Below are 25011 nucleotides of genomic sequence, written 5' to 3'. Positions count from 1 at the left end.
AGAAGTGACCTAGTTCAAGCAAATTGCAATAAAATTTAAAATTTTGTTGCAACAATTCGTAAATACCTACATGTTGGCTCACATTTATCGAGCATCGATTAATTTATAGTCAATAATGATTCATTAGAAAATTATTAACTTGATATATTAAATTTTGTTCCATTCGTCTAAAATATGCTGAATTTGGTCCATTTTTAATCAGCTTATTTTTCAACATTTGGCTTAATTATGCATATAAGTAAAACCATTGGTGTTTATTTACTCTTCACATTTGCAGCGTCTGCATTTGCTCAAGAAGAAAACACATTATTCTCCCTTAATAGTAAGCCAACTGCTCAGCCTGATTCACCGATATTTATTCAAATATTTAAGCAAGAGGGTGTGCTTGAGCTCTACCAAAAAACAGCCGTAGGAAAGTATAAATTAGTCAAAACCTACCCTATCTGTAAGTTTTCTGGTGGACTAGGTCCTAAAAAGATAGAAGGTGACTTGAAAAGCCCTGAGGGGTTTTATCAGATCACGCGCTCACAACTCAATCCAAATAGTCGATATTACCGATCTATCAATCTTGGATTTCCTAATGAGTTCGATAAGACGCAAGGGTATTCTGGTAACTATCTGATGATTCACGGTAGCTGTGTGTCTGTCGGATGTTATGCAATGACAGATAAATCCATGGGGGAAATTTATCAAACCGTGGAACAAGCACTTCAAAATGGTCAACCTGCCGTTGATGTGAGCATTTATCCATTTCGCATGACTAAAATGAATATGCTGCGTTATCGCAATTCAACGCATTATGCTTTCTGGAAACAGCTTCAACCTGCTTATGATTATTTTGAGCGAACCGGCAAACCTGCTGAAATATCAGTAACATTAGGTAAATATCATGTTAACAGCATGCCAGAAACGCCCACTAAGTTATTGGGATCTAAATCACAGTATGCGTTGGCCACGGTCGAATAGCACAAATTCACCGGGTTCAATTTTTTGCCACGTCTCGTTACCTGTTAAGGGAGCCGTGGCAATAACTGAAACAATATCACTTGGCGTTGTGCACTGTTGGAAGTCAATCTCGATGTCCTGATCCAACAGTTTCGCTTTACCAAACGGTGCCCTACGCGTGATCCAATGCAGCTTTGTTGAGCTAAACGCCATCAAATATTGCCCATCGGATAACAACATATTAAATACCCCTTTTTCACGCAGTTGCTGCGCAAGAGCGCCAATAAAACGGAAAACAGCTTTCCAGTTTGTTGGTTTTCTTGGATATTTTTGATTCAGTTGATGTAAAATCCAGCAAAATGCCCATTCGCTATCAGTTTCACCAATTGGTCGATAGTGTCCCGTCTTTAATGAACGAAACCCTTTCAATTGCCCATTATGCGCATAAGTCCAGTTTCGTCCCCATAATTCCCGCGTAAACGGATGGGTATTCACCAGTGAAACATCCCCTCGGTTCGCCTGACGAATGTGCGCCACAATGCTTTCTGATTTGATGGGGTATTCCTGCACAAAACGCGCCACAGGGGAGACAAAACTCGGTTGAGGATCTTTAAATGTGCGACAACCTAATCCTTCATAGAACGTGATCCCCCATCCATCTTTATGTGGGCCAGTCTGCCCACCACGGGAAATCAGTCCACTTAGGCTAAACGTAATATCGGTTGGTACATTGGCACTCATGCCAAGCAACTCACACATTTAAAGTCTCCTGCTACTAAAAATGGTTACTTAACCATCTCTTTTTCAATTAATTGGATCAAAATATGGATCACTTTGATGTGGATCTCTTGGATACGATCTGCGTAACCAAAATGCGGAACGCGAATTTCAATATCCGCGCTTCCAGCCATTTTTCCGCCATCTTTCCCTGTCAGGGTGATGACTTTCATGCCTTTCGCACGTGCCGCTTCAATCGCTTTAATAATATTACCAGAGTTACCTGAGGTAGAAATGCCAAGCAGCACATCACCTTTTTGCCCTACCGCTTCCACAAAGCGAGAGAAAACAAATTCATAACCAAAGTCATTACTCACGCAAGAAATATGACTAACATCGGAGATAGCGATCGCTGGGTAGCCAGGACGGTTTTCACGATAGCGTCCAGTTAACTCTTCCGCAAAGTGCATTGCATCGCAGTGAGAGCCACCATTACCGCAAGAGAGAACTTTACCACCCGCTTTAAAAGAGTCCGCCAGCAACACTGCTGCTTTCTCAATTGCTTGCAGATTTGCATCATCACTTAAAAATTTTGATAGCGTATCTGCCGCTTCAGTCAGCTCACCACGGATCAAGTCTTGGTACATGAGTTTCCCCTTAATTTTCACGAATGCTTGATGGAGATAATTACGTCTTTATAGGTAATTTATCTTTGATTTCTCGATTGTTGCACAGGGTACATTTTGTTTCTACTTTTGATTGTACCGTATGGGGTATGGTTGACGAAATCTCCAGCAGTGCGCTTCTGGTCTGAGGCTAGCTAAATGCAGGCTATTTTTTCATCCGCTGTCCCTTTACAAAGGCAACTGATGATTTTGTGAGCCAAGTTGTAATTAAGATGTAAATATCTTGCTAATTGTTTATTACCAGATATAGATTAATAAAACAAACAGGTCAGACCTCTTACAAGTAGACAGGAGCTTCAACTATGATCCTTCTCAGTATTGTTTTATTTATTGCGTTAATCGGCGTGCTGAGCTACCACAAAAGCTCACTCATTCTGAGCACCGTTATATTACTGGCTTATACCGCAGCCATGGGAGCTGCTAATGTCTGGAGCTACTGGATGCTGTTGCCCGTCGCTCTGGTTTTACTGCCATTTGTCATCACGCCAATTCGCCAATCACTGTTTTCATCAAAAGCGATGACAATGTTCCAGAAAGTGATGCCACCGATGTCTAGCACAGAAAAAGAAGCGATTGATGCTGGAACCACTTGGTGGGAAGGTGACCTGTTCCGTGGGGCACCAAATTGGAACAAACTTCATAACTACCCAAAACCACAACTCACCGCTGAAGAACAAGCGTTTATTGATGGTCCAGTGGAAACTGTTTGTGGCATGGTGAATGACTTTGAAGTCAGTCATGAACTCGCAGATTTACCGCCAGAAGTCTGGCAATATCTACGCGATCACCGTTTCTTCGCCATGATCATCAAAAAAGAGTATGGTGGATTAGAATTTTCAGCCTACGCCCAATCTCAAGTCCTGCAAAAATTAGCGGGTGTTTCCGGTATCCTTGCTATCACTGTGGGTGTTCCAAACTCATTAGGTCCGGGTGAATTACTGCAACATTACGGTACCGATGAGCAAAAAAATCGTTATTTACCAGGCTTAGCTACTGGTGAAGAGATCCCATGCTTTGCATTAACTAGCCCTGAGGCGGGTTCTGATGCAGGTGCCATTCCTGATGCTGGTGTTGTCTGTATGGGCGAATGGCAAGGCGAACAAGTTTTAGGTATGCGCTTAACTTGGAACAAACGCTATATCACCCTTGCGCCAATCGCCACTGTATTAGGCTTAGCCTTTAAATTAACTGACCCAGATAAGCTACTGGGTGGCGAGAAAAATCTCGGTATTACCTGCGCTCTGATCCCAACGAACACCCCAGGTGTTGAAATTGGTCATCGTCACTTCCCATTAAATATACCATTTATGAATGGTCCAACTCGCGGGAAAGATATTTTCGTACCTATCGATTACATTATCGGTGGTCCGCAAATGGCGGGACAAGGTTGGAGAATGCTGGTGGAATGTCTGTCTGTTGGACGTGGGATCACATTGCCATCCAACTCAACAGGTAGCTTGAAGAGTGTCGCAATGGCAACAGGGGCTTATGCTTATATCCGTCGTCAGTTCAAACTTCCTATCGGAAAAATGGAAGGTATTGAAGAGCCTCTAGCCCGTATTGCAGGTAATGCCTATTTAATGGATGCCGCAGCAACTCTAATTACCTCCGGTATTATGCTGGGCGAAAAACCAGCAGTGCTCTCCGCCATTGTGAAATACCACTGTACTCACCGTGGTCAACGTTCAATTATCGATGCGATGGATATCACGGGTGGTAAAGGCATCTGTTTAGGAAGTTCCAACTTCGTTGCCAGATCCTACCAAGGCGCACCTATCGCCATTACCGTTGAAGGCGCCAACATTTTAACGCGTAGCATGATCATCTTTGGACAAGGCGCCATTCGCTGCCATCCTTACGTTCTCGAAGAAATGGCGGCAGCTCAAGACAATAACCTGAATAAGTTTGATAAAGCGGTATTCGGTCATATTGGTCATGTGATCAGTAATAAGTGCCGCAGTTTCTGGTTAGGTTTAACCAATGGGCGCGGCAGCAGCGCACCAACTAAAGATGAAACTCGCCGTTATTACCAAATGCTTAACCGCCAAAGTGCTAATTTAGCCCTACTCTCTGATGTGTCGATGGGCGTTCTAGGTGGTAGCTTAAAACGTCGTGAGCGTATCTCTGCTCGTCTTGGGGATATTCTGAGCCATCTGTATCTTGCTTCTGCAACGTTAAAACGTTATGAAGATGAAGGTCGCCAAAAAGCGGATTTACCGCTGGTGAAATGGGCCGTTGAAGATTGTCTGTATCAATCAGAAAAAGCGATGGACGATTTACTGAAAAACTTCCCAAATCGCTTTATTGCTGGCGCATTGCGTATTGTTCTGTTCCCGACAGGTCGTGCAATGTCGATGCCATCTGACCGACTGGATCACAAGCTGGCGCAGCTAATGATGGAGCCATCGGAAACACGAGACAGAATTGGACGTGGTCAATTCCTAACCCCTGTAGAGAACAACCCGCACGGCTTAGTGAACCAAGCTCTGTATGACATTATTGCCGCAGAGCCAATCTTTGAACGTATCTGCCGCTTAAAAGAACGCAAATTCAGTTTCACGCGTTTAGATAAGTTAGCCGACCAAATGTTGCCAGAAAACATTATCACCCAAGAAGAAGCAGATATTTTACGTAAAGCAGAAGCCAGCCGCTTACGTACTATTAATGTCGATGAGTTTGATTTCGATGATTTAGGTGTGGTTCCATCAAAAAAGCCACACACTGAGTCAGAGGATGAATCTCAGTCGAAAAAGAAAAAAGCGGCGTAATTAAGTTAACGCGCTAAAAATTGTCACTGTACTAAAAACAACAAGGGAGCCAATAGCTCCCTTGATTTATATTCATCTATTAATATGAATTAATTTACAGCTCTAAAGCTAATAATTCTTGAATAGTTTGACGGCGACGAATCAGCGTCGGTTTTCCGTCAATGAACATAACTTCTGGCAATAATGGACGGCTATTATAGTTCGATGACATTGATGCGCCGTAAGCCCCTGTGTCATGGAAAACCAAATAATCGCCAACGTTGACTACTGGCAGTAAACGCGTTTCCACCATCCCGCCTTCTAGCTGGGTAAACACATCCCCAGATTCACACAATGGACCCGCCACGATCGTCTCTTGTAATGGCTGATTGCCTAATGAACAAAAAACAGCGCTGCCACCGTCTGCTGGCAATACCGAAATATGGTGATAACTACCATACATCGCAGGGCGCATTAAATCGTTAAAACCGCTATCCACCAGCACATAATGGCGGCTGCCCATATCCTTAACCGCACGCACTTGTGCCAATAAAACACCCGACTCCGCCACTAAATAGCGCCCCGGCTCAATTTCTAATTCAATAGAGTGACCTAAGTGCTGCGCGATACGCTGGCGGGCGTTATCCCACAGGCTGTAATAGTGCTGAACATCAATGAGTTCATCCTGTTCGCGATAAGGCGTTGATAGACCACCACCCGCCGAGATAGCCTCAATATCCACGCCCGCAGACATCACTAGCTCCACCATAGAATCACACACATTAGCAAGATGCTGGTAGTCAACACCGGAGCCAATGTGCATGTGAATGCCCACTAACTTCAGGTTGTACTGTTGGATTTTCGCTAATGCTTCGGGTAAATCTTGGTGCCAAATCCCGTGCTTGCTGTTCTCTCCGCCCGTATTGGTTTTTTGGCTATGACCATGTCCAAAGCCCGGGTTAATACGCAGCCAAACTGGGTGACCGGCTTTATACTCACCAATCTGTTGTAGCATATCGATAGAGCCCGCATTCACAGGAATATCTAACTCTGTCACTTTCAGTAATGTTGCTGGATCTAACACATCCGCCGTAAATACGATTTCCGACTTTTCACGCCCCGGCTGAAAACCCGCCACTAACGCACGCTCAATTTCACCCAATGACACCGAATCCACTTTCACGCCCTGTTCACGCATCAGACGCAGAATATGAATGTTTGAACACGCTTTTTGAGCAAAACGAACGGTATCGAACACTTTTAATTGTTCAATACGGTCAATAATCACTTCACTATCATAAACCCAGACAGGCGTACCAAACTGTGCAGGCAGTGCACGTAAATGTTCAGGAGTGAGATACTGGCTGGTGGTGTTGGCGAATGTGGTCATCGGAACCTCGTTGGCAAGTTTTATTATAGTGAGTTCGATTATTAGACGAATAAGACGGGAAAAAAAATATCCTTTTTGCTAAAGTCTATTCATATTTGATATAGAAATACGAGAGGAGCAATCATGCAGGCAATTTCTTGGCGACATATTGAAATTTTTCGTGCGGTAATGACCACCCCCAACCTCACGGAAGCGGCAGCATTGCTAAACACCTCTCAGCCAACCATCAGCCGAGAACTGGCGCGACTCGAGCATTTATTACAGTTTAAATTATTCGATAGAGTCAAAGGTCGCCTACACCCTACGGCGCAAGGCTTGCGCTTTCATGAAGAAGTCGAACACTCCTATTATGGTTTGGAGCGTATTCGCAACTCAGCAGAAACTATTCGCCGCTTTGAACACGCCCAGATTTCCATTGCCTGCTTGCCTGCATTTGCACAATCTTTACTACCGCAAGTTTGCCAAGCCTTTATGGAAAATTACCCTGATGTGAACTTAACGGTGATCCCGCAAGAATCCCCCGTATTAGAAGAGTGGCTATCCGCCCAACGTTATGATGTGGGGCTAACTGAGCACTTACAAACCCCGCCGGGCACGGAACAATTGACTTTAGGTTCCTTAAATGAGGTTTGTGTACTACCCGTTGGGCACCCTTTTGAGCAGAAAAAGATCCTCACCCCACAAGATTTTCATCAACAGCGTTTTATTAGCCTGTCTCTGACAGATAGCTATCGGCAAATCATTGATACCATCTTTGCTGAGCATCAAGTGGAGCGCAAAATGGTGATGGAAACCCATTCCGCTTCCTCTATTTGCGCCATGACATTGAAAGGAATTGGAGCCTCTATCGTCAATCCCCTAACTGCATTGGATTTTTATCAGCAATCCGCAGGTAAACTGGTGATCCGCCCACTCAGTTTTTCAATCCCATTTACCGTCAGCTTAATTACACCGAACCACCGCCCATCTTCACAAATCACCCATATTTTCACTGAGCATTTACAACGCACCTTTACACAAATAGAGCATGACCTCACCTTAGCGCTGCGACATCAATGAGAGCCAGTGAGGTGAGGTTTTAAACCAATTGGCAAGGAAGTCGATCACGGCACGTAATGGCGTTGGCATATGCTGCCGACTGGTATAGACCCCGTAAATACCAAGGGGCATCGGTGTATAATCCGGTAACAACTGAACCAACGCCCCCGATTGCAAATAGCTCGCCACGGAATAGTAAGGTTGCATCGCTATACCCGCGCCATTTAATGTCGCTTCCATTAAAAATACGGATTCATTGGCACTTAAACGTCCATCGACTAATACCGTCGAGGTTTCACCCGCTTTTTCAAAACTCCACAGGCTACGTCCAAAAAAGCTGTAAGTGAGGCACTCCATCAGAGCCAAATCTTCGGGTTTGGTGGGTAAATTTTTACCTTGTAGAAACTTCGGCGAAGCACAAATTACGGAATGGCAGGTCGATAACGGCTTGGCAATTAAATTCGGTTCTAACTGATTGGTGATACGGATAGCCAGATCGATACGCTCCTCGATTAAATTCACCGATTTATTCGAGATCTGCATATCAATCATCATATTGGGATACATCTGCAAAAACTCAGAAATGGCTAGAGACAACGCACTTTGAGCGATGGATTGGGAGCAGCTAATTCTCACCAAACCCGCTAACTCTTTCGTATCGTGCTTTTGCTCTACCGGAACGCTTAAAGAGATAGCATTTAGCTGCAATGATTGTTGATAAACCCCTTCCCCCGCTGACGTTAAACTTAAGCGCCGCGTGGTACGGTTAAGCAAGCGCACCCCTGCCCACTGTTCCATTTCAGCCAAATAGCGCGTCACCATTGCACGGGACATATCCAATTTATCTGCCGCACCGCTGAGGCTACCTTGTTCTACAATAGTAATAAACACCTGCACCGCTTTGAGTCTATCCATATTATTTGACCGATTTATGCAACAAAGATGACCTAATTATGGCGTTTTTCTTACCTTAATTGCAATTTAATATACACACCAAGCCAAATCAGGCACACAACACGACTTAACATTAGGATAAGAAAATGAAACTATCGACTGTATTAACTGCAACCGCCTTTGCTACTGCCACACATTTTGCTCAGGCTACTAACTTAACTTTAGATGTTTATAACCCGGGCAATAACAGCGTGTTCCCTGTCTCCTCTGAAATTATCAGCGGCGATAAAGAAGTGGTTTTGATTGATGCACAATTCCAAAACAATGATGCCCAGCAGTTGGTCGATAAAATCAAAAAGCTGGATAAAAAGCTGACCACCATTTATATCAGTCACTCAGACCCAGACTACTATTTTGGTTTAGAAACACTGACTAAAGCCTTCCCTGATGCCAAAGTGGTTGCGACTCAACAAACCGTTGATGCGATTAACGCCACTAAAGATGGCAAACTGGCTTACTGGGGCGGCGTCTTAAAAAATGAAGCACCAAGCAAAGTTGTGGTGCCTGAAGTTATCAAAACCAATCACTTCACTGTGGATGGTGAAACGTTAGAAATTAAAGGGTTAGATGGCGCATCACCAGACAGAAGCTACGTTTGGGTGCCTTCACTCAAAGCGGTTGTCGGGGGTGTCGTTGTTTCTGACAATATCCACGTTTGGGTTGCCGACACTCAAACCAAGCAATCGCGCCAAGATTGGCAACAAACACTAGAAAGTATCAAAGCGCTAAAACCAAGTGTGGTTGTTCCGGGACACTTTACAGGTAAATCCAAAATGGATCTGGCGAGTGTGACCTTTACCCAAAAATATTTAACGGACTTTGAAAAAGCTAACAGCCAAAGTAAAGATTCCGCAGAACTTATCAAGAAAATGGAAACTCTCTACCCAAACTTGGATGATAAATCCAGCTTAGAATTAGGCGCTAAAGTGGTAAAAGGCGAAATGCAGTGGCCACAATAAGCCGCTGACAATAGAAAATAAAGACTGTCAATAACGGAGATAGCGACGATTAACCCGCTATTTTCCGTTAGCTTGTTTTTTTAACGACCAGCTTTTCAGCTATTCGAATAGAATGATAAAACAAAGAATTAGAGAGAATAAAAACCATGAACACAATTACCCTACATTATATTTATGACCCTTACTGTGGCTGGTGTTATGCCGCTGCGCCGTTAATTGCCATTGCTGCTAATCACCCAAATATTCACCTAGAATTGCACGGTGGCGGAATGCTTGCGGGTAGTGCACGCCTACACCTTGATGACCAATTCCGTCAATATATTTTGCAATCAGATAAACGCATTGCAGCAATGACGGGACAAGTTTTTGGTGATGACTACATCGCCATGTTACATCAGCCAAACGTCGTGATGGATTCCGCGCCACCACAAACCGCCATTTTGGCGGCAACAAAGCAAGGCAAAGGCGTTGAAATGCTTAAAGCGTTGCAGAAAGCTCACTACGTTTCAGGTCGCCAGATTAAACAGCCCGAAGTCTTAGCCGAAGTGGCGCAAGAAATTGGTTTAAATATTGACCAGTTCCAAAAAGATTATGCCCAATGTGCACAAACGGAAACCGACGCTCATATTGCACAAAGTAAGCAATTACTTGGGCAATCTGGCGCTTCTGGCTTCCCAACGCTACTGATCGAACAGCAAGGCAAATGGCTGCGCGTACCGCTGCAAAACTACCTTGGCGAGCCAGAAAAATGGCAGCAATTTTTAGACTCACTGGTGAAAGCTGCTAATTAGGATGCCAGCTAAGCAACAGCCAAAAACTGGCACTACCAATAATGGCGGGACCAAACGGAATGCTCCGCACGAATTTCTGTTTGCCTCGCCGTTCCTTTTTTTCTCGCCATGCGCGCCAAAGAAAATGCAGTAAACCTAAGCTCGCCGCAAGCCCCAGAAAATAGGGAAGATAGAATAGACCGAGCCACGTCGCACACGCGGTAATTAACTTAAAATCCCCTCTCCCCATTTGCGGTCGCCGACGAATTTTCTCTACTAACGTCGTAATAGCCACTAACCCAATGTAACTGAAGAGCAGCGCATAAATAGCGGATAACAAATTTCCCGCTGGCATTCCCCATTGAAACAACAGACCAAAAACTAATAACGGATAATTGAGGACATCTGGCAAATAACCTGTTTTTAAGTCGATTAAACCTAGTGGAATAACCAAGTTGAAAAACAGAAATAATAAAGCGAGAGCCGAAGGTGGATAACCAAGGAGCACAATCCCCGCGCCCAATATCCAATAACCTATCCATACCCAATTGACGTAAATGCTAATACCCGGTAAATCAAAATAACGGGCGGGAATTTCCCTTAGTAACCGAGTTGTCAGCCACGCTGACAAGAGGGACAATAATGTGACTAACGACATAGGTATTAAAAATCCATTTACGGCATCAATCATGGTGTTCTCCTTTTCCATGAGCGCTAAAGATGGGTTTACTAGACAAAGACAGGGCTTACTATACGGCGATGAATGCAGAAACCAACACTATAATTTCGTGGTTTTGGGTCGGTTTTATCGACAAATTTAGCGTGGATATGAGAGTGTGAAATGCAAGGCACAGACGAGCTAAAAAATCCCTCTTTTTAGTTATAAACTCAGTCCGTCCTCTTGTTTTTCGAGATTCTGCCCCCATATCCTGCATCAGTTATCTTAATTATTGGACTAAGGAAAAATCATGCGCGTTCCACGCATTTATCACCCAGAGCCACTCCAAATTAACACTACCATTTCGCTTTGTGATGATGCAGCCAACCATGTGGGTCGAGTTCTTCGCATGACAGCCGGACAACAGCTAGAATTATTTGATGGAAGCAACCATATATTCCGCGCTGAAATTACAGAAGCAACGAAAAAAAATGTGTTTGTCACTATCCAAGACAGCACATTGGATGACCGTGAATCCCCATTAGATATCCACCTTGGGCAAGTGATGTCCCGCGGTGAAAAAATGGAATTTACCATTCAAAAATCCGTTGAACTTGGCGTTAACACAATCACACCACTGCTTTCAGAACGTTGTGGCGTACGCCTTGATGGCGAGCGTTTAGAGAAAAAATTACAGCAGTGGCAAAAAATTGCCATTGCTGCCTGTGAGCAAAGTGGTCGCAACCGCATTCCTGAAATTCGCCCCGTTCAATCCCTTGAAGCGTGGTGTGCGGAAAATGACGGCGCGTTTAAAATTAATTTACACCCTCGGGCAAGTGAGAGCATCAACACGCTCCCCACTGATTTAAAGCACGTAAGATTACTGATAGGTCCAGAAGGTGGCTTATCTGCTGACGAAATTGCCATGACAGCCAATTATCAATTTACTGATATCCTGTTAGGGCCACGAGTATTACGAACTGAAACGACCGCGCTAACCGCTATAACGGCATTACAAGTGCGTTTAGGTGACTTGGGTTAAGGAGATAAAATGATCAAGCTCGGCATAGTAATGGATCCTATTTCATCCATTAAAATCAAGAAAGACACCAGTTTTGCAATGATGCTGGAAGCTGCACGCCGCGGTTATGAAATCCATTATATGGAGATGAACGACCTGTACCTGCACCAAGGTGAAGCCCGTGCGACCACAAAGATCGTGACGGTAGAAGAGAACCCAACCAAATGGTATGAGTTCCATTCAGAACAAGATATCGCCCTGAGCGACCTTGATGCCATTTTAATGCGAAAAGATCCGCCATTTGATACTGAATATATTTACGCGACTTACATTCTTGAGCGCGCAGAGCAAGCGGGCAGCTTGATTGTCAACAAGCCACAAAGCCTACGTGACTGTAACGAGAAGCTGTTTACGGCATGGTTCCCTGAGTTAACGCCAGATACCTTAGTCACTCGTAGCTCTGAAAAACTGCGTGAATTCCATAAAAAACACGGCGACGTGATTTTTAAACCGCTGGACGGTATGGGCGGCGCGTCTATTTTCCGTTTGAAGAAAGAAGACCCGAACGTTGGCGTTATCATCGAAACGTTAACGGAGCACAATTCCCGTTATTGCATGGCGCAAAACTTCTTACCTGCCATTAAAGAGGGTGACAAACGTGTGCTGGTGGTTGATGGTGAACCTGTGCCATATTGCCTCGCGCGTATTCCAGCACAAGGGGAAACCCGTGGAAACCTCGCAGCGGGTGGCCGTGGTGAAGCCCGTCCATTAACAGAAAGTGACTGGGCGATTGCTCGCGCTGTCGCACCGACCTTAAAAGAAAAAGGTCTGATTTTCGTGGGTCTGGATATTATCGGTGATCGCTTGACTGAAATTAACGTCACGAGCCCAACCTGCGCCCGTGAAATTGAAGCTGCATTTGATATCTCCATCACCGGTATGTTGATGGATGCGATTGAGCGCCGCCTGAAAAAATAATTTTTATGAAGGATCGTGTGTAAATAAAAACACATTATTTAAAAGGCAGCCTTTCGAGGTTGCCTTTGGTGTTATTTGCCATCACAGTAACAAGCTATCTTTATCATAACGAATAGGAACATAACCCCTGAGCTTGCCATTTATGAATTTACAGAATCATTTTTTAATTGCCATGCCTTCACTGACGGATCCTTATTTCGACCATTCCGTGGTGTATATCTGCGAACATAATGAAAATGGCGCAATGGGCCTCGTGATCAACAAGCCTATTGAAGATTTTTCTGTCGCAACCATGCTGAAAAAGCTGGAAATTGACGTGTCTGACAACACCAACACGCGAAACCTTGAAAAAATGGTAATTGCGGGCGGACCTGTTTCTGAAGAGCACGGGTTTATTATCCATACCCCTGTTGCAGGCTATGCGGCAAGTTTACGCCTCAATGACCATGTTATGGTAACAACCTCTAAAGATATTTTAGAAACATTAGGCAGTGAACAGCATCCCATGAATTCTTTAGTGACGCTCGGTTATTCAAGTTGGGAACCTGGGCAATTAGAAAATGAAATCATGGAAAATAGCTGGTTGACTGTTAAAGCGGATCCTAAACTGATTTTTGATACGCCGTTAAACGAACGTTGGAAAGCCGCAGGTAACCTTTTAGGCATCGACATTCATAATATCTCCATGCAAGCGGGGCATGCTTAATGTCAGCAAGAACTTTATTAGCGTTTGATTTTGGAACGAAAAGTATTGGTGTCGCTGTCGGTCAAGAGATCACCGGTACCGCTCGCGCATTAGCCTCATTAAAAGCCAGCGATGGCAGACCCGACTGGTCACAAATTGAAAAATTGCTCAAAGAGTGGCAACCGCAGCTGGTGATCGTTGGTCTTCCTTTAAATATGGATGGCACTGAGCAGCTCGTTACTAGCCAAGCACGTAATTTTGCCAATCGCATTCACGGGCGCTTTGGTGTGCAGGTTCAGCTACATGATGAAAGGTTGTCTACCGTAGAAGCGAAATCGGGACTGTTTGAGCAAGGTGGCTATCGCGCACTAAGTAAAGGCAAAGTGGATTCTGCCTCTGCGGTGGTGATTTTAGAAAGTTGGTTTGAACAAAATTACTAAAAGGCACATCTTTACGTTTATTTTCCCCATTCAGTTGCTGCAAAGGTGCCGTTCGCCCTTAATATGTTTTACACTAGGGTTAATTCTCACTATTCACCGAAAGCAACTGAAAAACGGTATTGAATAACATGACCATTCAAAAAAACCTATCTGATGTCACTGAGCGTATTCATCTTGCTGCAACCGAGTGTCACCGCTCCCCTCAAGATATTACCCTGTTAGCTGTGAGTAAAACCAAACCTTGTGAAGCCATTCTGGAAGCCATTGAGGCGGGTCAGCGCCAATTTGGTGAAAACTATGTGCAAGAAGGCGTGGAGAAAATCCAGCACTTTGCAGAAAGAACCGACTTAGTTTGGCACTTTATTGGCCCACTACAGTCCAATAAAAGTCGCTTAGTGGCAGAACATTTTGATTGGTTCCATACTTTAGATCGCGTCAAAATCGCTCAACGTATAAATGAGCAGCGCCCTCAAGATAAAGCGCCGCTGAATGTGCTGATCCAAATTAATATTAGCGATGAAAACAGCAAGTCTGGAATAACCCTTGAGGAAGTAAATGAGCTTGCGGCTCAAGTCGCCCAATTACCCAATTTAGTGTTACGTGGGTTAATGACCATTCCAGCCCCAGAAACCGATTATGAGCGCCAATGCGCAGCGTTTCGCCAAATGGAACAGGCATTCGAGCAGTTGAAAGCTAACTATCCGACTGTGGATACCTTATCCATGGGAATGACCGACGATATGCGCGCCGCAATCCACTGCGGGTCGACCCTTGTCCGCATCGGCACTGCAATTTTTGGCGCCCGTCAGTACCATAATTAATCTTTAGGAGAACAACATGCAACATCGCAAAATTGCCTTTATTGGCGCGGGAAATATGGCGAATGCCATTATTGCGGGTCTTGTGGCTCATGGCTATCCTGCATCGATGATCACCGTCTGTTCACCAACCCCTGTGCGTCGTGACAAAATGGCGCAAGACTACGGCATCATTAGCACTAATGATAATTTCACTGCCGCCCAACAAGCAGACGTGATTGTGCTTGCCGTCAAACCGCAAATGATGAAAGAGGTTTGTGAGCCATTACAGAAACTCACAAACTTAGAAAACAAGCTGATTTTAACCATCGCAGCGGGTATTCCTGCTGCTCGTTATAATGACTATTTCGCCCATTCACTGCGTTTAGTGCGCATTATGCCAAATACCCCATCATTGGTAGGCAAAGGCGTTAGTGGCTTGTTTGCTCAATCGAATGTTTCTGAAGATGATAAGCAATTTACTCAGCAATTGATGGAAAGCGTCGGTTCAACAACCTGGTGTACCAAAGAGAGCGAAATCAACAATATCATTGCGTTAACCGGTAGCTCCCCCGCTTACTTTTTCTTGTTTATGGAATCCATGCAGCAAAAAGCCGAGCAGCTTGGTTATGATGAAAAACAAGCTCGCGAGCTGGTTCTTAATGCCATTGAAGGCTCCGTGGCATTAGCGAAATCACAGGGAGATACCCCATTTTCAACCTTGCGTGAGCAAGTCACCTCTAAAGGCGGTACCACCGCAATGGCTTTAGAGCAATTTTACCAAGGTCATCTACCGCAAACCGTCGCCAACGCTATGCAAAGCGCGATTGACCGTGCGGAAGAAATGGAAAAACTTTTTTAATTTATTTTTTTGGGATAAGCCATGCAGACTATCGTTTTTGTTGTTACCACCCTGATTCAACTGTACATCTTTGTGCTTCTGCTCAGAGTATGGATGCAGTGCGTTCGCGCCGATTTCTATAACCCATTCTCGCAGTTTGTAGTTAAAGCCACTCAACCTATCGTGGGGCCTTTACGCCGCCTAATTCCATCTGTTGGCTCCATTGATACTGCAACCCTGCTGGTGGCGTTTGTACTAGCAATTGCTGACATTATCTTTGGCATGTGGGCAACCAATATGCTGCCGGCCATCGGTCTAACCTTACTGCCAATGGGATTAATTCTCTTACTGACTTATATCGGTAAATTGATTTTCTGGATGATTTTAATTCGCGCCATTTTAAGTTGGGTCAGCCAAGGTCGTAATCCTGTCGATTATTTACTGTTCCAATTAACTGAACCGTTAATGGCACCGATTCGTCGCATTATCCCAGCCATGGGCGGGTTAGATTTCTCTGCGATGATTGTGATGTTTATTTTGATCGCCCTGAACTACTTACGCGTTGATATCTCTTTAATGATTGACCCTGCGTTAACCGCCATGCTGTTCTCCGTCGGCATTATGTAAGGGAAGAGAGAAACAATGCAAAAAGTTGTATTAGCCACTGGTAACCCGGGCAAAGTTAATGAATTAGCGGATTTACTTCGCGAGTTTGGCATGGATATCGTCGCTCAAACCAGCCTTGGAGTTGAGTCCGCGGAAGAAACCGGATTAACCTTTATCGAGAACGCAATTTTAAAAGCTCGCCATGCTGCGGCACAAACAGGCTTACCCGCCATCGCTGATGATTCCGGTATTTCTGTTGATGCATTAGGCGGCGCGCCGGGGATTTACTCTGCGCGTTATGCGGGGGAAGATGCGACTGACCAACAAAACCTCGATAAGCTTCTCGATGCCATGAAAGATGTGCCGGATGAGCAGCGCCAAGCGCAATTTAACTGCGTGTTAGTCTATCTGCGTCATGCCGAAGACCCGACACCGTTAGTGTTTCATGGTCGCTGGCACGGAGTATTAACCCGTGAAGCGAAGGGGCAAGGTGGCTTTGGCTATGACCCAATTTTCTACGTGCCAGAATTAGGCTGCACGTCTGCAGAATTGACTAAAGCTGAAAAACAGGCGGTATCACACCGCGGTAAAGCCCTTGCGATGATGTTGGATGCCCTGAAAAATGCTTAAGCTTCCTCCATTAAGCCTGTATATCCACATTCCTTGGTGTGTACAAAAGTGTCCGTATTGTGATTTCAACTCACATACTCTTAAGGGGGAAATCCCTCAAACTGAGTATGTTGAGCATTTACTTAGCGATCTTGATAAGGACGTGGCGCTGATTGGCGTCCGTCCTGTCAAAACCATCTTTATTGGCGGCGGTACTCCGAGTTTATTAACCGCTGAATCCATGCAGATGTTGATGGATGGCGTTCGTCAGCGGGTGAATTTAGACCCTGAAGCGGAAGTCACCATGGAAGCCAACCCCGGCACCGTGGAAGCTGACCGCTTTGCAGGCTACCAAGCTGCGGGGATCAACCGCATTTCTATCGGCGTACAAAGTTTTGGCGATGATAAACTGATCATGTTGGGGCGTATTCATGGTCCCAACGAAGCCAAGCGTGCGGCTCTGCTCGCCACCAACTTAAATCTACGCAGCTTTAATTTGGATTTAATGCACGGCTTACCGTCACAAACTCGCGACGAAGGGCTATCGGATTTACGTCAAGCTATTGAACTCGCTCCGCCGCATCTTTCTTGGTACCAGCTAACCATTGAGCCGAACACACAGTTTGGTTCTCGCCCGCCACGTTTACCGGATGACGATACCCTATGGGATATCTACACCGAAGGGCATAAATTACTGACAGCAGCGGGTTATCAGCAATATGAGACTTCCGCCTATGCCAAAGCAGATTATCAGTGCGAACATAACCTTAACTATTGGCGGTTTGGGGATTACCTCGGTATCGGCTGTGGCGCACATGGCAAAATAACCTCAACTGATGGGCAGATTTTACGTACTGTCAAAACCAAGCACCCGCGGGGTTATATGGAAGGTCGTTATCTTGATAATCAATATAATGTCGAGAACGAAGACCGCCCATTCGAGTATTTTATGAACCGTTTCCGGTTACTTGAAGCAATGCCTCGCCGTGAATTTACTGAATATACCGGTCTGGCAGAGTCTGTGGTTCGCCCTGCTATCGATGAAGCCTTAGCCAAAGGCTATATCTCAGAAACCGCTGATGAATGGCAAATTACCGAACATGGAAAATTATTCTTAAACTCCCTTTTAGAGCTGTTTTTAGGGGAAGAATAATTTCTATTTCTCCATAAAAAAGCCAGCTTGCGCTGGCTTTTTCTTTTACTAAAGGTAATAAACGAAAATAATAATCTATCGATTACAGTGCCTTGGTGACTGCATCGATTTGCTCAGTGAGGCTGACTAAACCGCCACCGGAGAGATACCACAGGTCAGATTGCAAATAGGTAATTTTGCCATCTTTATATGCTTTGGTTTCTTGGATGTTTTGGTCTTCAAATACCGTTTTTTCCAATTTACCTGCGCCAATCGCTTCACTGCGATCCACAATCAAAATCACATCAGGGTTCGCTTGTGCGATAGTTTTGGTATCTACCACACGGCGTTTGGATTTATCAGCATCCGCTTGAACAGGTAATTCAGCACGTTGCGCTTTTACCACATCGTAAACAACCGCTTGGTTATTTGGGATTAATTTGCCGTCATTGTGCAGTAAAACCAGCACTTTTTTATTGGATGCAGCCGCTTTTTTCTGGGCTTCTGCAATGGTTTTATCCAATTGAGCCAGTTGCTCGTCCACTGCTTTTTGGTCACCGTATAAATCGCCAATTAAACGAATGTTGGCTTTCACTGACTCAATATAATTTTTGCTGTCAGAGCCTAAATTCAGTGTCGGGGCAATTTTTGATAATGCATCGTAAGATTTACCTTGGCGACCCGTGATCACGATTAAATCGGGTTTCAATGCAGCGATCTCAGCTAAGTTTGGCTCTTTCATGCCACCTGCATTTTTGACTGTCGCAGGGATGCCCGCTTTTACATAAGCAGGTGCATTACCCATCGGCAGAGCGACAACCTTGTCCCCTAACCCCAGTTTTTGCATTGAGTCATAAATACCGAAATCAAACAGAACCACTTTTTGTGGTTTTTTCACCACTTCCGTTTCACCGGAAAGGTGTTTAACCGTGACTTTTTCAGCACCTTGTGCAGTGATTGCGTTTGGCGTAAATGCAGCAGATTCAGCACTCAGTGCGTAAGGCGCGGAGAATGACAGGATGGAAACCAGTACCGCTGGAATAAACTTTTTCATATGAATAACACCCATTTAGTCGTTAAGCCAAACCTGCATTCTAAGGAGAGTTACTCATAAGTCAATTAAATGATAATGATTCTTAGTATTGTTTTTATTTATGTTAATGCCGTCATGGTTTGTAGTTATGGCGGTATGGTTTGATGAGGCTTTTAATGTAAAAGGCAGTAATCAGTTTCCCTATTACTGCCTTTCATTACCAATGATAGCGTTGAAAACTCACCAAACTACCTGAATTATTTACTGTTAATTGAATTCAGTAAGCTAATGCGTTGTTGCTCTAATGAAGTGACTTTAGAACAGACTTGCTGACCAAACTGCTGAAAGCTATTTTCTTGGTTTTTCCATTCACTATCAATTTCTTGTTGTAACCCACCAAGGCTACCTAACATGCCTTGCAGCATTTTGTTGGTATCACCACCAGCAAGTAACTGTTTTCGCCCCATTTCATTGATACTGTCTTGTAAAATCCCACCTAAGCTTTCATTGACTAATTCACGCCCTGAAGTTTCCACTTTCTTGATGCCTTCATGGTGGAAAGCGTAGCCGTTTGAACGAGTTTCAATGATTTGGTTAATTTGACCGTTTAAATCTTTTTCAAGCTTAGTCAGGCGGTTGCGAATATTACTATCGCTGCCAATCACTTTAACCACCACTTTATCGAGAGATTTACGCGATGCCGCTAATTTCTCTTCAGATTCTTTTTTGATCCACGGTAAATCCTGACGGATAGCCGATTGATAACGCAGTGCTTGCTGCTGTTGCTCAGAGGTCAGTGCAACTTTTTGGCCATTCAGCGTGACATCACCATTTGGGGTGATTTTTAAATCGCCACTGCGACCGACGACTTGGACATTATCAGGCGTCATAAAAATATCGTCTTTAGGGGTTACCGAGCAGTTGTAATCCGCCGCTTGGCTAGTGGCGCAGGCCAGTAATGAAAACGCAATTAAAGTACGGCGTAACATAAAATCTCCTCGTCGATTACCTCTATATTTATTGAGAGGTAATTAGAAAACAGAACGTCCAATTCGCTTAGATAAAAGCTCTAAGGCAGCACAACCCACCAAAGAGTTTCCGGCTGAATCTAATTCCGGTGACCATACTGCCACCGTAAATTGGTTAGGAACCACACACACAATACCGCCACCGACGCCTGATTTACCGGGCATTCCAATACGAAATGCAAACTCACCGGAACCATCGTACATACCACAAGTCATCATCAACGCATTGATTTGTCGAGATTGTAGCGGCGTGATAATTGGGTCTATCGAACAAGGCGACTCACCTTGATTCATTAAATAGGTAAAACACCTAGCCAGTTCGACACAATTCATACTTAGAGAACAATAATGAAAATAAGTTTCTAAAACCGTTAAAACATCATTATCAAAATTGCCAAAAGATTTCATTAAATACGCGATAGCTGCATTACGGCTCGCGTGTTCCATTTCTGAGCGAGCGACATTTATGTCGTAGCTAATGTCGGGTTCGCAAGCAAGTTTTCGGACAAACTCCAGCATCCGCTGTTTTGGTGCACTCAAACGAGATTGCAGCATGTCGGCAATCACAATCGCGCCAGCATTGATAAAGGGATTACGAGGAATACCTTTTTCCATCTCTATCTGAATCAATGAGTTGAACGGCAACCCTGATGGCTCTTTACCTACACGACTCCAAATTTCTTGCTCTTCGTAGCGCGTCATTGCCAAGGTTAAACTCAGAACCTTAGAAATGGATTGAACTGAGAAACGTTTTCTCGCATCTCCCGCTGTGAAAATATCGCCCTCTGCGGTATGAACCGCAATCCCCAAATGATGTGAAGGAATACCGCCAAGCGCCGGTATGTAGTCAGCCACCTTCCCTTGACCTATCAGGGGGCGGACTTGCTCCAAAATATCATGCAGTAATTGGTCAGAAAACTGGGTGCTCAAGTGTTTTGCTCCAGAATGGATTACTCTAGAAAACAAAGGCATCCAATTGGATGCCTTTATTAATAATCAAACTAGTTATTATTCCCACCAAACATCAAACAGTTCAGAAACAACAACGTCGTTCATCCCTTTTGATTTTAGCCAGTTTTCAACGATTTGACGGTGTTCTTCGGTGCATTTACCAATTTTCTGCAGGCAAACAATCCCTTCCCAGTTCATGTAGCCGCTAGCTTCAAATGCCAGACCGTTTGGCTCGATAGCTTCAGCAATCAGTTGGTCAACGACGCTGTCCACTTCTTCGATTGGCGTGCCTTCTTTAAAGTTCCACTTAACAATGAAACCTAATTCTTGGAACTCGTCCAAACGCATTTTTTTACGTAAACGGCGACTACGTTGTTGTTTAGCCATGATTAAACCCTCTTAAACATTAAATCCCATACACCGTGCCCTAACCGCTGGCCGCGCTTTTCAAACTTTGTTTCTGGTCTTGATTCTGGACGAGGAACGTAGTCCCCTGACGTGGATACGTTTTCATACCCAGCCACGCTGGTCATTACCTCAAGCATATGTTCTGCATAAGGTTGCCAGTCTGTCGCCATGTGGAATACACCACCATCAATTAATTTACTGCGAATTTTTTCTGCGAAAGGCACCTGCACAATACGACGTTTATTGTGTTTCGCTTTATGCCAAGGATCAGGGAAGAATAACTGAACCATTGCTAAGCTGCCGTTCGGGATCATGAAGTCTAAAACTTCAATGGCATCGTGGCACATCACGCGTAGGTTGGTGATGTTCTCTTCTTTTGCTGATGCCAAACAAGCCCCAACGCCCGGTGCATGTACTTCAATACCCAGAAAGTTTTGATCTGGGTTTTGTGCTGCCATCGTCACTAATGAGGTGCCCATTCCAAATCCAATTTCCAGAGTGACTGGATTTGAATTATTAAATAGTTTTGCGAAATCAAAGGGTTCGTTAACAAAATCGATGCCCATTTCTGCCCATTCGCTTTCTAATGCCTCTTCCTGACGTTTTGTCAGACGCCCTTGACGGCGGACAAAACTACGGACACGGCGCATAACCCGCCCTTCTTCATTATATTCGGGGGAGATAACGTTATTGATCATAATAAAGTTCTAAAAAATTCGTTGTCCAGTTAGATAATGTGCCAACAAGAGTATAAAAAAAACCAAACATACCTAATTAATTAATATCTAAGTATGGTGGGAAAGGGAGTTTAGCAAAACTTCAAGGATCTTGCAGTTGATAATTGGATAACTTTACACAAGAAGCGGTTTACAGCTATCACCGTCTATGTTGCAATCCTCTCCATGACTGAAATCGCGATAAAAATATTATAAATAATGGAAGCTCAACAATTCTCAAGTGCAGTGCTCAAGTGGTATCACAAATATGGTCGTAAAACCTTGCCATGGCAGCAGGAAAAATCCTCCTACCATGTTTGGCTCTCTGAAGTCATGTTGCAGCAGACCCAAGTCAGCACAGTCATTCCCTATTTTGAAAAGTTCACCCAACGCTTTGCGGATATTACCGCGCTGGCGAATGCGCCCCTTGATGAAGTTCTACATTTATGGACAGGACTCGGCTATTACGCACGAGCGCGTAATCTGCATAAAGCCGCGCAGGTGATTGCCACCCAATATAATGGTCAATTTCCTACCACATTTGAGGAAGTGAATGCGCTTCCGGGGGTGGGACGTTCAACGGCAGGCGCCATTCTCTCCCTTTCTCAACAACAGCATTACCCAATTTTGGACGGTAACGTAAAACGCGTGCTTGCTCGCTGCTATGCTGTCGCGGGTTGGCCTGGTAAAAAAGAAGTAGAAAATCGCCTGTGGGAAATCAGCACCAATGTCACCCCCAAAGTGGAAGTGGAATATTTTAACCAAGCCATGATGGATCTTGGGGCGATGGTGTGTACTCGTAGTAAACCCAAATGTGAGCTATGCCCACTCAATACCGGCTGTATTGCTTATGCTAACCACTCTTGGCAAGAATATCCGGGGAAAAAACCTAAGCAGAAAATTCCGGAAAAAAGTGCATGGTTTTTGATCCTTCAACATCAAGATAATGTCTGGTTAGAACAGCGCCCACCTTCGGGTATTTGGGGCGGCTTATTCGCATTCCCACAGTTTGAGAGCCATGAGCAACTGGCTCAGTGGCTGGCTGATTCTGGTCTGCAACATGACACGCCAGAACAATTAATTGCTTTTCGCCACACGTTTAGCCATTTCCATTTAGATATTATCCCTGTAAAAGTTAATATTCAGGCATTTAACTCTGCCATGGATGAAGGCAACGGACTCTGGTATAACTTACACCTAGGCGCAACCGTTGGGCTTGCAGCTCCGGTTGAAAGTTTACTAAAACAACTTGCCTTACTACCTGATATTCGAGGAAAAAATAAATGAGTAGAACCATTTTTTGCACTTTCTTACAACGTGACGCTGATGGGCAAGATTTCCAGCTTTACCCAGGTGAATTAGGAAAGCGTATTTTTAATGAGATTTCGAAAGAAGCATGGAGTCAATGGATGACAAAACAGACCATGCTGATCAATGAAAAGAAATTAAACACCATGAACCCAGACGATCGCAAAATGCTGGAACAAGAAATGGTGAAATTCTTATTTGAAGGTCACGATATTCAAATTGATGGCTATACCCCGGAAAAATAGTTTTTAGGTCTATACCTATCGAACCTCAAGTTGCATGGCTCGGTTTACTAACCTCCTGCAACTTGAATGTTTTAGAGTAAACGACCAAATAAGTAGCTAGCTTGCATTAATATTGTGGATCGTATGAAAAAATTATTTGCACTCACATTGTTGATTCCCCTGATTGTCTCTTGCTCCAGTAATCAGAAATCCGACTTTAATCCCGACTACGTCAAAGATACTAATGGCTTTGATATTTTGATGGGGCAATTTGCTCATAACATCGAAAACATATGGGGGATCAAAGAAGTCCTCATTGCAGGACCAAAAGATTATGTGAAATATACTGATGAGTATCGTACTCGTAGCCACATTAACTTTGATGCAGGGACTATCACGGTTGAGACCATCTCCGCCGTTGAACCGTCAGAACACCTGAAAAAAGCCATTGTCACCACTTTATTGATGGGCGATGACCCGAATTCCATCGATCTCTATTCTGATATAAACGACATTCCCTACAGTAAAGAGCCATTCCTGTTTGGTCAGGTGATGGATAATACAGGGGAACCGATCCGCTGGGAGTGGCGAGCCACTAAATTTGCAGATTATCTGATCAGCAATAAAATGCAGCGCAGACAGTCTGGTATGAATATTGTTTGGTCGGTGACCATGCAATTAGTACCAAACCACTTAGATAAACGCGCCCATAAATATCTGCCTTATATTAAGAAATCCTCCGCAAAATACGGCGTGGATGAATCATTAATTCTGGCTATTATGCAAATTGAATCGAGCTTCAACCCATACGCGGTTAGCCGTTCTGATGCGCTAGGCTTGATGCAAATTATGCCAAACACGGCCGGTAAAGATGTGTTCCGCTCTCAAGGTAAGTCTGGGGTACCAAGCCGCAGTTATCTGTTTGACCCAGAGCAAAACATTGATACGGGTACAGCATACTTAGCTATCTTACAAAATAGTTATTTAGGCGATATCAGCAACCCAACTTCACGTCGCTATGCGGTCATTACGGCTTATAACGGCGGCGCAGGCAGCGTGCTACGCGTATTCCACAATGATAAGAAACAAGCGGCTCAGCGTATTAACAATCTCGAGCCGGGGGAAGTTTACGAAACGCTTTCCACCAAGCACCCTGCGGCGGAATCTCGTAATTATCTTATTAAAGTGAATAAAGCGCAGAAAAAATATCTACGCTAATAAATCCTTAAAATAGCGATAAAAATGCCAGTAAACCATCACGGTTGTTGGCATTTTTTTTCACCTTTTGTGAGTTTTTGCATTGATTTGCTTAAAAATTAATTGAAACGCTGAAAAAAAACGCATTCAATCAAAAGTTTTTAGAAACCGCC

The 25011-nt window shown here is 44.2% G+C and carries 27 protein-coding genes; 17 read left to right on the top strand and 10 right to left on the bottom strand.

From position 1 onward, the window contains the following. Positions 1 to 228 precede the first annotated feature (228 nt). Positions 229 to 966: a L,D-transpeptidase family protein gene (locus M5X66_RS04145; protein ID WP_036954185.1), complete on the top strand. Its 738-nt coding sequence runs from the start codon at positions 229 to 231 to the stop codon at positions 964 to 966. Here M5X66_RS04145 and M5X66_RS04140 read toward each other — a convergent pair. After that, positions 937 to 1704: a class II glutamine amidotransferase gene (locus M5X66_RS04140; RefSeq protein WP_108479434.1), complete on the bottom strand. Its 768-nt coding sequence runs from the start codon at positions 1702 to 1704 to the stop codon at positions 937 to 939. The genes M5X66_RS04145 and M5X66_RS04140 overlap by 30 nt on opposite strands. 26 nt (positions 1705 to 1730) lie before the next feature. After that, positions 1731 to 2309, bottom strand: coding sequence for a D-sedoheptulose 7-phosphate isomerase (gene lpcA / locus M5X66_RS04135; RefSeq protein ID WP_036954182.1), 579 nt, complete (start codon positions 2307 to 2309; stop codon positions 1731 to 1733). Positions 2310 to 2650: 341 nt separating this feature from the next. Here lpcA and fadE point away from each other — a divergent pair, with 341 nt between their 5' ends. Beyond that, positions 2651 to 5116, top strand: a complete 2466-nt coding sequence (gene fadE / locus M5X66_RS04130; protein ID WP_036954180.1) for an acyl-CoA dehydrogenase FadE — start codon at positions 2651 to 2653, stop codon at positions 5114 to 5116. Between the two features lie 94 nt (positions 5117 to 5210). Here the strand turns inward: fadE and lysA are convergent, their stop codons facing one another. Further along, positions 5211 to 6485 carry a diaminopimelate decarboxylase gene (gene lysA / locus M5X66_RS04125; protein WP_270103889.1) on the bottom strand — a complete coding sequence of 425 codons (1275 nt, stop codon included), beginning with the start codon at positions 6483 to 6485 and terminating at the stop codon, positions 5211 to 5213. Between the two features lie 123 nt (positions 6486 to 6608). Between lysA and M5X66_RS04120 the strand changes: the two genes are divergently transcribed. Continuing rightward, positions 6609 to 7544, top strand: coding sequence for a LysR family transcriptional regulator (locus M5X66_RS04120; RefSeq protein ID WP_270103888.1), 936 nt, complete (start codon positions 6609 to 6611; stop codon positions 7542 to 7544). On the opposite strand, the gene M5X66_RS04115 is transcribed toward M5X66_RS04120, so the two are convergent. Next, positions 7524 to 8438 carry a LysR family transcriptional regulator gene (locus tag M5X66_RS04115; RefSeq protein ID WP_036954172.1) on the bottom strand — a complete coding sequence of 305 codons (915 nt, stop codon included), beginning with the start codon at positions 8436 to 8438 and terminating at the stop codon, positions 7524 to 7526. The genes M5X66_RS04120 and M5X66_RS04115 overlap by 21 nt on opposite strands. Positions 8439 to 8563: 125 nt before the next feature. On the opposite strand from M5X66_RS04115, the gene M5X66_RS04110 reads away from it, so the two are divergent. Both M5X66_RS04110 and M5X66_RS04105 read left to right on the top strand, forming a co-directional pair. Next, the gene (locus tag M5X66_RS04110) at positions 8564 to 9436 is read left to right on the top strand and encodes an MBL fold metallo-hydrolase (RefSeq protein WP_154610155.1); all 873 of its coding nucleotides are present in this window, start codon (positions 8564 to 8566) and stop codon (positions 9434 to 9436) included. A gap of 146 nt (positions 9437 to 9582) precedes the next feature. Then, positions 9583 to 10227, top strand: a complete 645-nt coding sequence (locus tag M5X66_RS04105) for a DsbA family protein (protein WP_154600397.1) — start codon at positions 9583 to 9585, stop codon at positions 10225 to 10227. Here M5X66_RS04105 and M5X66_RS04100 read toward each other — a convergent pair. Beyond that, positions 10220 to 10897, bottom strand: coding sequence for a prepilin peptidase (locus M5X66_RS04100; RefSeq protein WP_154600398.1), 678 nt, complete (start codon positions 10895 to 10897; stop codon positions 10220 to 10222). The two genes, M5X66_RS04105 and M5X66_RS04100, sit on opposite strands and share 8 nt — an antisense overlap. A gap of 277 nt (positions 10898 to 11174) precedes the next feature. On the opposite strand from M5X66_RS04100, the gene rsmE reads away from it, so the two are divergent. The 9 genes from rsmE to hemW all read left to right on the top strand — a co-directional run bounded on the left by rsmE (position 11175) and on the right by hemW (position 17994). Further along, entirely contained in the window at positions 11175 to 11906 is a 732-nt protein-coding gene (gene rsmE, locus M5X66_RS04095) for a 16S rRNA (uracil(1498)-N(3))-methyltransferase (protein ID WP_036954167.1), read from the top strand. A 9-nt stretch (positions 11907 to 11915) separates the two neighbouring features. Beyond that, complete coding sequence (gene gshB / locus M5X66_RS04090) at positions 11916 to 12863, top strand: glutathione synthase (RefSeq protein WP_036954166.1); 948 nt, start codon at positions 11916 to 11918, stop codon at positions 12861 to 12863. A gap of 142 nt (positions 12864 to 13005) precedes the next feature. After that, positions 13006 to 13569 carry a YqgE/AlgH family protein gene (locus M5X66_RS04085; RefSeq protein ID WP_108479443.1) on the top strand — a complete coding sequence of 188 codons (564 nt, stop codon included), beginning with the start codon at positions 13006 to 13008 and terminating at the stop codon, positions 13567 to 13569. Continuing rightward, positions 13569 to 13988 (top strand): Holliday junction resolvase RuvX, encoded by a 420-nt coding sequence (gene ruvX, locus M5X66_RS04080; RefSeq protein WP_036954161.1) that lies wholly within the window; start codon positions 13569 to 13571, stop codon positions 13986 to 13988. The genes M5X66_RS04085 and ruvX overlap by 1 nt, the downstream gene beginning before the upstream one ends. A gap of 128 nt (positions 13989 to 14116) precedes the next feature. Next, complete coding sequence (locus M5X66_RS04075) at positions 14117 to 14809, top strand: YggS family pyridoxal phosphate-dependent enzyme (RefSeq protein WP_036954160.1); 693 nt, start codon at positions 14117 to 14119, stop codon at positions 14807 to 14809. A gap of 16 nt (positions 14810 to 14825) precedes the next feature. Further along, positions 14826 to 15647: a pyrroline-5-carboxylate reductase gene (gene proC, locus M5X66_RS04070; protein WP_036954159.1), complete on the top strand. Its 822-nt coding sequence runs from the start codon at positions 14826 to 14828 to the stop codon at positions 15645 to 15647. A 21-nt stretch (positions 15648 to 15668) separates the two neighbouring features. Beyond that, positions 15669 to 16253 carry a YggT family protein gene (locus M5X66_RS04065; protein WP_036954157.1) on the top strand — a complete coding sequence of 195 codons (585 nt, stop codon included), beginning with the start codon at positions 15669 to 15671 and terminating at the stop codon, positions 16251 to 16253. Positions 16254 to 16268: 15 nt separating this feature from the next. Further along, positions 16269 to 16862, top strand: a complete 594-nt coding sequence (locus M5X66_RS04060; protein WP_036954156.1) for an XTP/dITP diphosphatase — start codon at positions 16269 to 16271, stop codon at positions 16860 to 16862. Beyond that, positions 16855 to 17994: a radical SAM family heme chaperone HemW gene (gene hemW, locus M5X66_RS04055; protein ID WP_036954150.1), complete on the top strand. Its 1140-nt coding sequence runs from the start codon at positions 16855 to 16857 to the stop codon at positions 17992 to 17994. The genes M5X66_RS04060 and hemW overlap by 8 nt, the downstream gene beginning before the upstream one ends. An 82-nt stretch (positions 17995 to 18076) precedes the next feature. On the opposite strand, the gene M5X66_RS04050 is transcribed toward hemW, so the two are convergent. The 5 genes from M5X66_RS04050 to trmB form a co-directional block, all read right to left on the bottom strand. Continuing rightward, a complete protein-coding gene (locus tag M5X66_RS04050) occupies positions 18077 to 19027 on the bottom strand; it encodes a siderophore ABC transporter substrate-binding protein (protein WP_036954223.1) in 951 nt (316 codons plus the stop codon). Between the two features lie 236 nt (positions 19028 to 19263). Then, complete coding sequence (locus M5X66_RS04045) at positions 19264 to 19995, bottom strand: DUF2884 domain-containing protein (protein WP_036954148.1); 732 nt, start codon at positions 19993 to 19995, stop codon at positions 19264 to 19266. 42 nt (positions 19996 to 20037) lie between these two features. Beyond that, a complete protein-coding gene (gene glsB, locus M5X66_RS04040; protein WP_410431244.1) occupies positions 20038 to 21006 on the bottom strand; it encodes a glutaminase B in 969 nt (322 codons plus the stop codon). Positions 21007 to 21042: 36 nt separating this feature from the next. Beyond that, positions 21043 to 21372: a YggL family protein gene (locus M5X66_RS04035; RefSeq protein WP_036954142.1), complete on the bottom strand. Its 330-nt coding sequence runs from the start codon at positions 21370 to 21372 to the stop codon at positions 21043 to 21045. Between the two features lie 2 nt (positions 21373 to 21374). Then, positions 21375 to 22091, bottom strand: a complete 717-nt coding sequence (gene trmB, locus M5X66_RS04030; RefSeq protein WP_108479449.1) for a tRNA (guanosine(46)-N7)-methyltransferase TrmB — start codon at positions 22089 to 22091, stop codon at positions 21375 to 21377. Between the two features lie 237 nt (positions 22092 to 22328). On the opposite strand from trmB, the gene mutY reads away from it, so the two are divergent. The 3 genes from mutY (at position 22329) to mltC (ending at position 24859) form a co-directional block, all read left to right on the top strand. After that, the gene (mutY, locus tag M5X66_RS04025; protein WP_036954138.1) at positions 22329 to 23396 is read left to right on the top strand and encodes an A/G-specific adenine glycosylase; all 1068 of its coding nucleotides are present in this window, start codon (positions 22329 to 22331) and stop codon (positions 23394 to 23396) included. Next, complete coding sequence (locus M5X66_RS04020; RefSeq protein ID WP_006657365.1) at positions 23393 to 23662, top strand: oxidative damage protection protein; 270 nt, start codon at positions 23393 to 23395, stop codon at positions 23660 to 23662. The genes mutY and M5X66_RS04020 overlap by 4 nt, the downstream gene beginning before the upstream one ends. A gap of 123 nt (positions 23663 to 23785) precedes the next feature. After that, positions 23786 to 24859 carry a membrane-bound lytic murein transglycosylase MltC gene (gene mltC / locus M5X66_RS04015; protein ID WP_036954136.1) on the top strand — a complete coding sequence of 358 codons (1074 nt, stop codon included), beginning with the start codon at positions 23786 to 23788 and terminating at the stop codon, positions 24857 to 24859. Positions 24860 to 25011 lie beyond the last annotated feature (152 nt).

The sequence above is a fragment of the Providencia sp. PROV188 genome, from assembly GCF_027595165.1.
Taxonomy (GTDB): domain Bacteria; phylum Pseudomonadota; class Gammaproteobacteria; order Enterobacterales; family Enterobacteriaceae; genus Providencia; species Providencia lanzhouensis.
This window is presented reverse-complemented; position numbering and strand designations above follow the sequence as displayed.

Coding starts and splice junctions, on each gene's coding strand:
- M5X66_RS04145 (WP_036954185.1), top strand. CDS start 229: ATGCATATAAGTAAAACCATTGGTGTTTATTTACTCTTCACATTTGCA.
- M5X66_RS04140 (WP_108479434.1), bottom strand. CDS start 1,704: ATGTGTGAGTTGCTTGGCATGAGTGCCAATGTACCAACCGATATTACG.
- lpcA (WP_036954182.1), bottom strand. CDS start 2,309: ATGTACCAAGACTTGATCCGTGGTGAGCTGACTGAAGCGGCAGATACG.
- fadE (WP_036954180.1), top strand. CDS start 2,651: ATGATCCTTCTCAGTATTGTTTTATTTATTGCGTTAATCGGCGTGCTG.
- lysA (WP_270103889.1), bottom strand. CDS start 6,485: ATGACCACATTCGCCAACACCACCAGCCAGTATCTCACTCCTGAACAT.
- M5X66_RS04120 (WP_270103888.1), top strand. CDS start 6,609: ATGCAGGCAATTTCTTGGCGACATATTGAAATTTTTCGTGCGGTAATG.
- M5X66_RS04115 (WP_036954172.1), bottom strand. CDS start 8,438: ATGGATAGACTCAAAGCGGTGCAGGTGTTTATTACTATTGTAGAACAA.
- M5X66_RS04110 (WP_154610155.1), top strand. CDS start 8,564: ATGAAACTATCGACTGTATTAACTGCAACCGCCTTTGCTACTGCCACA.
- M5X66_RS04105 (WP_154600397.1), top strand. CDS start 9,583: ATGAACACAATTACCCTACATTATATTTATGACCCTTACTGTGGCTGG.
- M5X66_RS04100 (WP_154600398.1), bottom strand. CDS start 10,897: ATGATTGATGCCGTAAATGGATTTTTAATACCTATGTCGTTAGTCACA.
- rsmE (WP_036954167.1), top strand. CDS start 11,175: ATGCGCGTTCCACGCATTTATCACCCAGAGCCACTCCAAATTAACACT.
- gshB (WP_036954166.1), top strand. CDS start 11,916: ATGATCAAGCTCGGCATAGTAATGGATCCTATTTCATCCATTAAAATC.
- M5X66_RS04085 (WP_108479443.1), top strand. CDS start 13,006: ATGAATTTACAGAATCATTTTTTAATTGCCATGCCTTCACTGACGGAT.
- ruvX (WP_036954161.1), top strand. CDS start 13,569: ATGTCAGCAAGAACTTTATTAGCGTTTGATTTTGGAACGAAAAGTATT.
- M5X66_RS04075 (WP_036954160.1), top strand. CDS start 14,117: ATGACCATTCAAAAAAACCTATCTGATGTCACTGAGCGTATTCATCTT.
- proC (WP_036954159.1), top strand. CDS start 14,826: ATGCAACATCGCAAAATTGCCTTTATTGGCGCGGGAAATATGGCGAAT.
- M5X66_RS04065 (WP_036954157.1), top strand. CDS start 15,669: ATGCAGACTATCGTTTTTGTTGTTACCACCCTGATTCAACTGTACATC.
- M5X66_RS04060 (WP_036954156.1), top strand. CDS start 16,269: ATGCAAAAAGTTGTATTAGCCACTGGTAACCCGGGCAAAGTTAATGAA.
- hemW (WP_036954150.1), top strand. CDS start 16,855: ATGCTTAAGCTTCCTCCATTAAGCCTGTATATCCACATTCCTTGGTGT.
- M5X66_RS04050 (WP_036954223.1), bottom strand. CDS start 19,027: ATGAAAAAGTTTATTCCAGCGGTACTGGTTTCCATCCTGTCATTCTCC.
- M5X66_RS04045 (WP_036954148.1), bottom strand. CDS start 19,995: ATGTTACGCCGTACTTTAATTGCGTTTTCATTACTGGCCTGCGCCACT.
- glsB (WP_410431244.1), bottom strand. CDS start 21,006: ATGCCTTTGTTTTCTAGAGTAATCCATTCTGGAGCAAAACACTTGAGC.
- M5X66_RS04035 (WP_036954142.1), bottom strand. CDS start 21,372: ATGGCTAAACAACAACGTAGTCGCCGTTTACGTAAAAAAATGCGTTTG.
- trmB (WP_108479449.1), bottom strand. CDS start 22,091: ATGATCAATAACGTTATCTCCCCCGAATATAATGAAGAAGGGCGGGTT.
- mutY (WP_036954138.1), top strand. CDS start 22,329: ATGGAAGCTCAACAATTCTCAAGTGCAGTGCTCAAGTGGTATCACAAA.
- M5X66_RS04020 (WP_006657365.1), top strand. CDS start 23,393: ATGAGTAGAACCATTTTTTGCACTTTCTTACAACGTGACGCTGATGGG.
- mltC (WP_036954136.1), top strand. CDS start 23,786: ATGAAAAAATTATTTGCACTCACATTGTTGATTCCCCTGATTGTCTCT.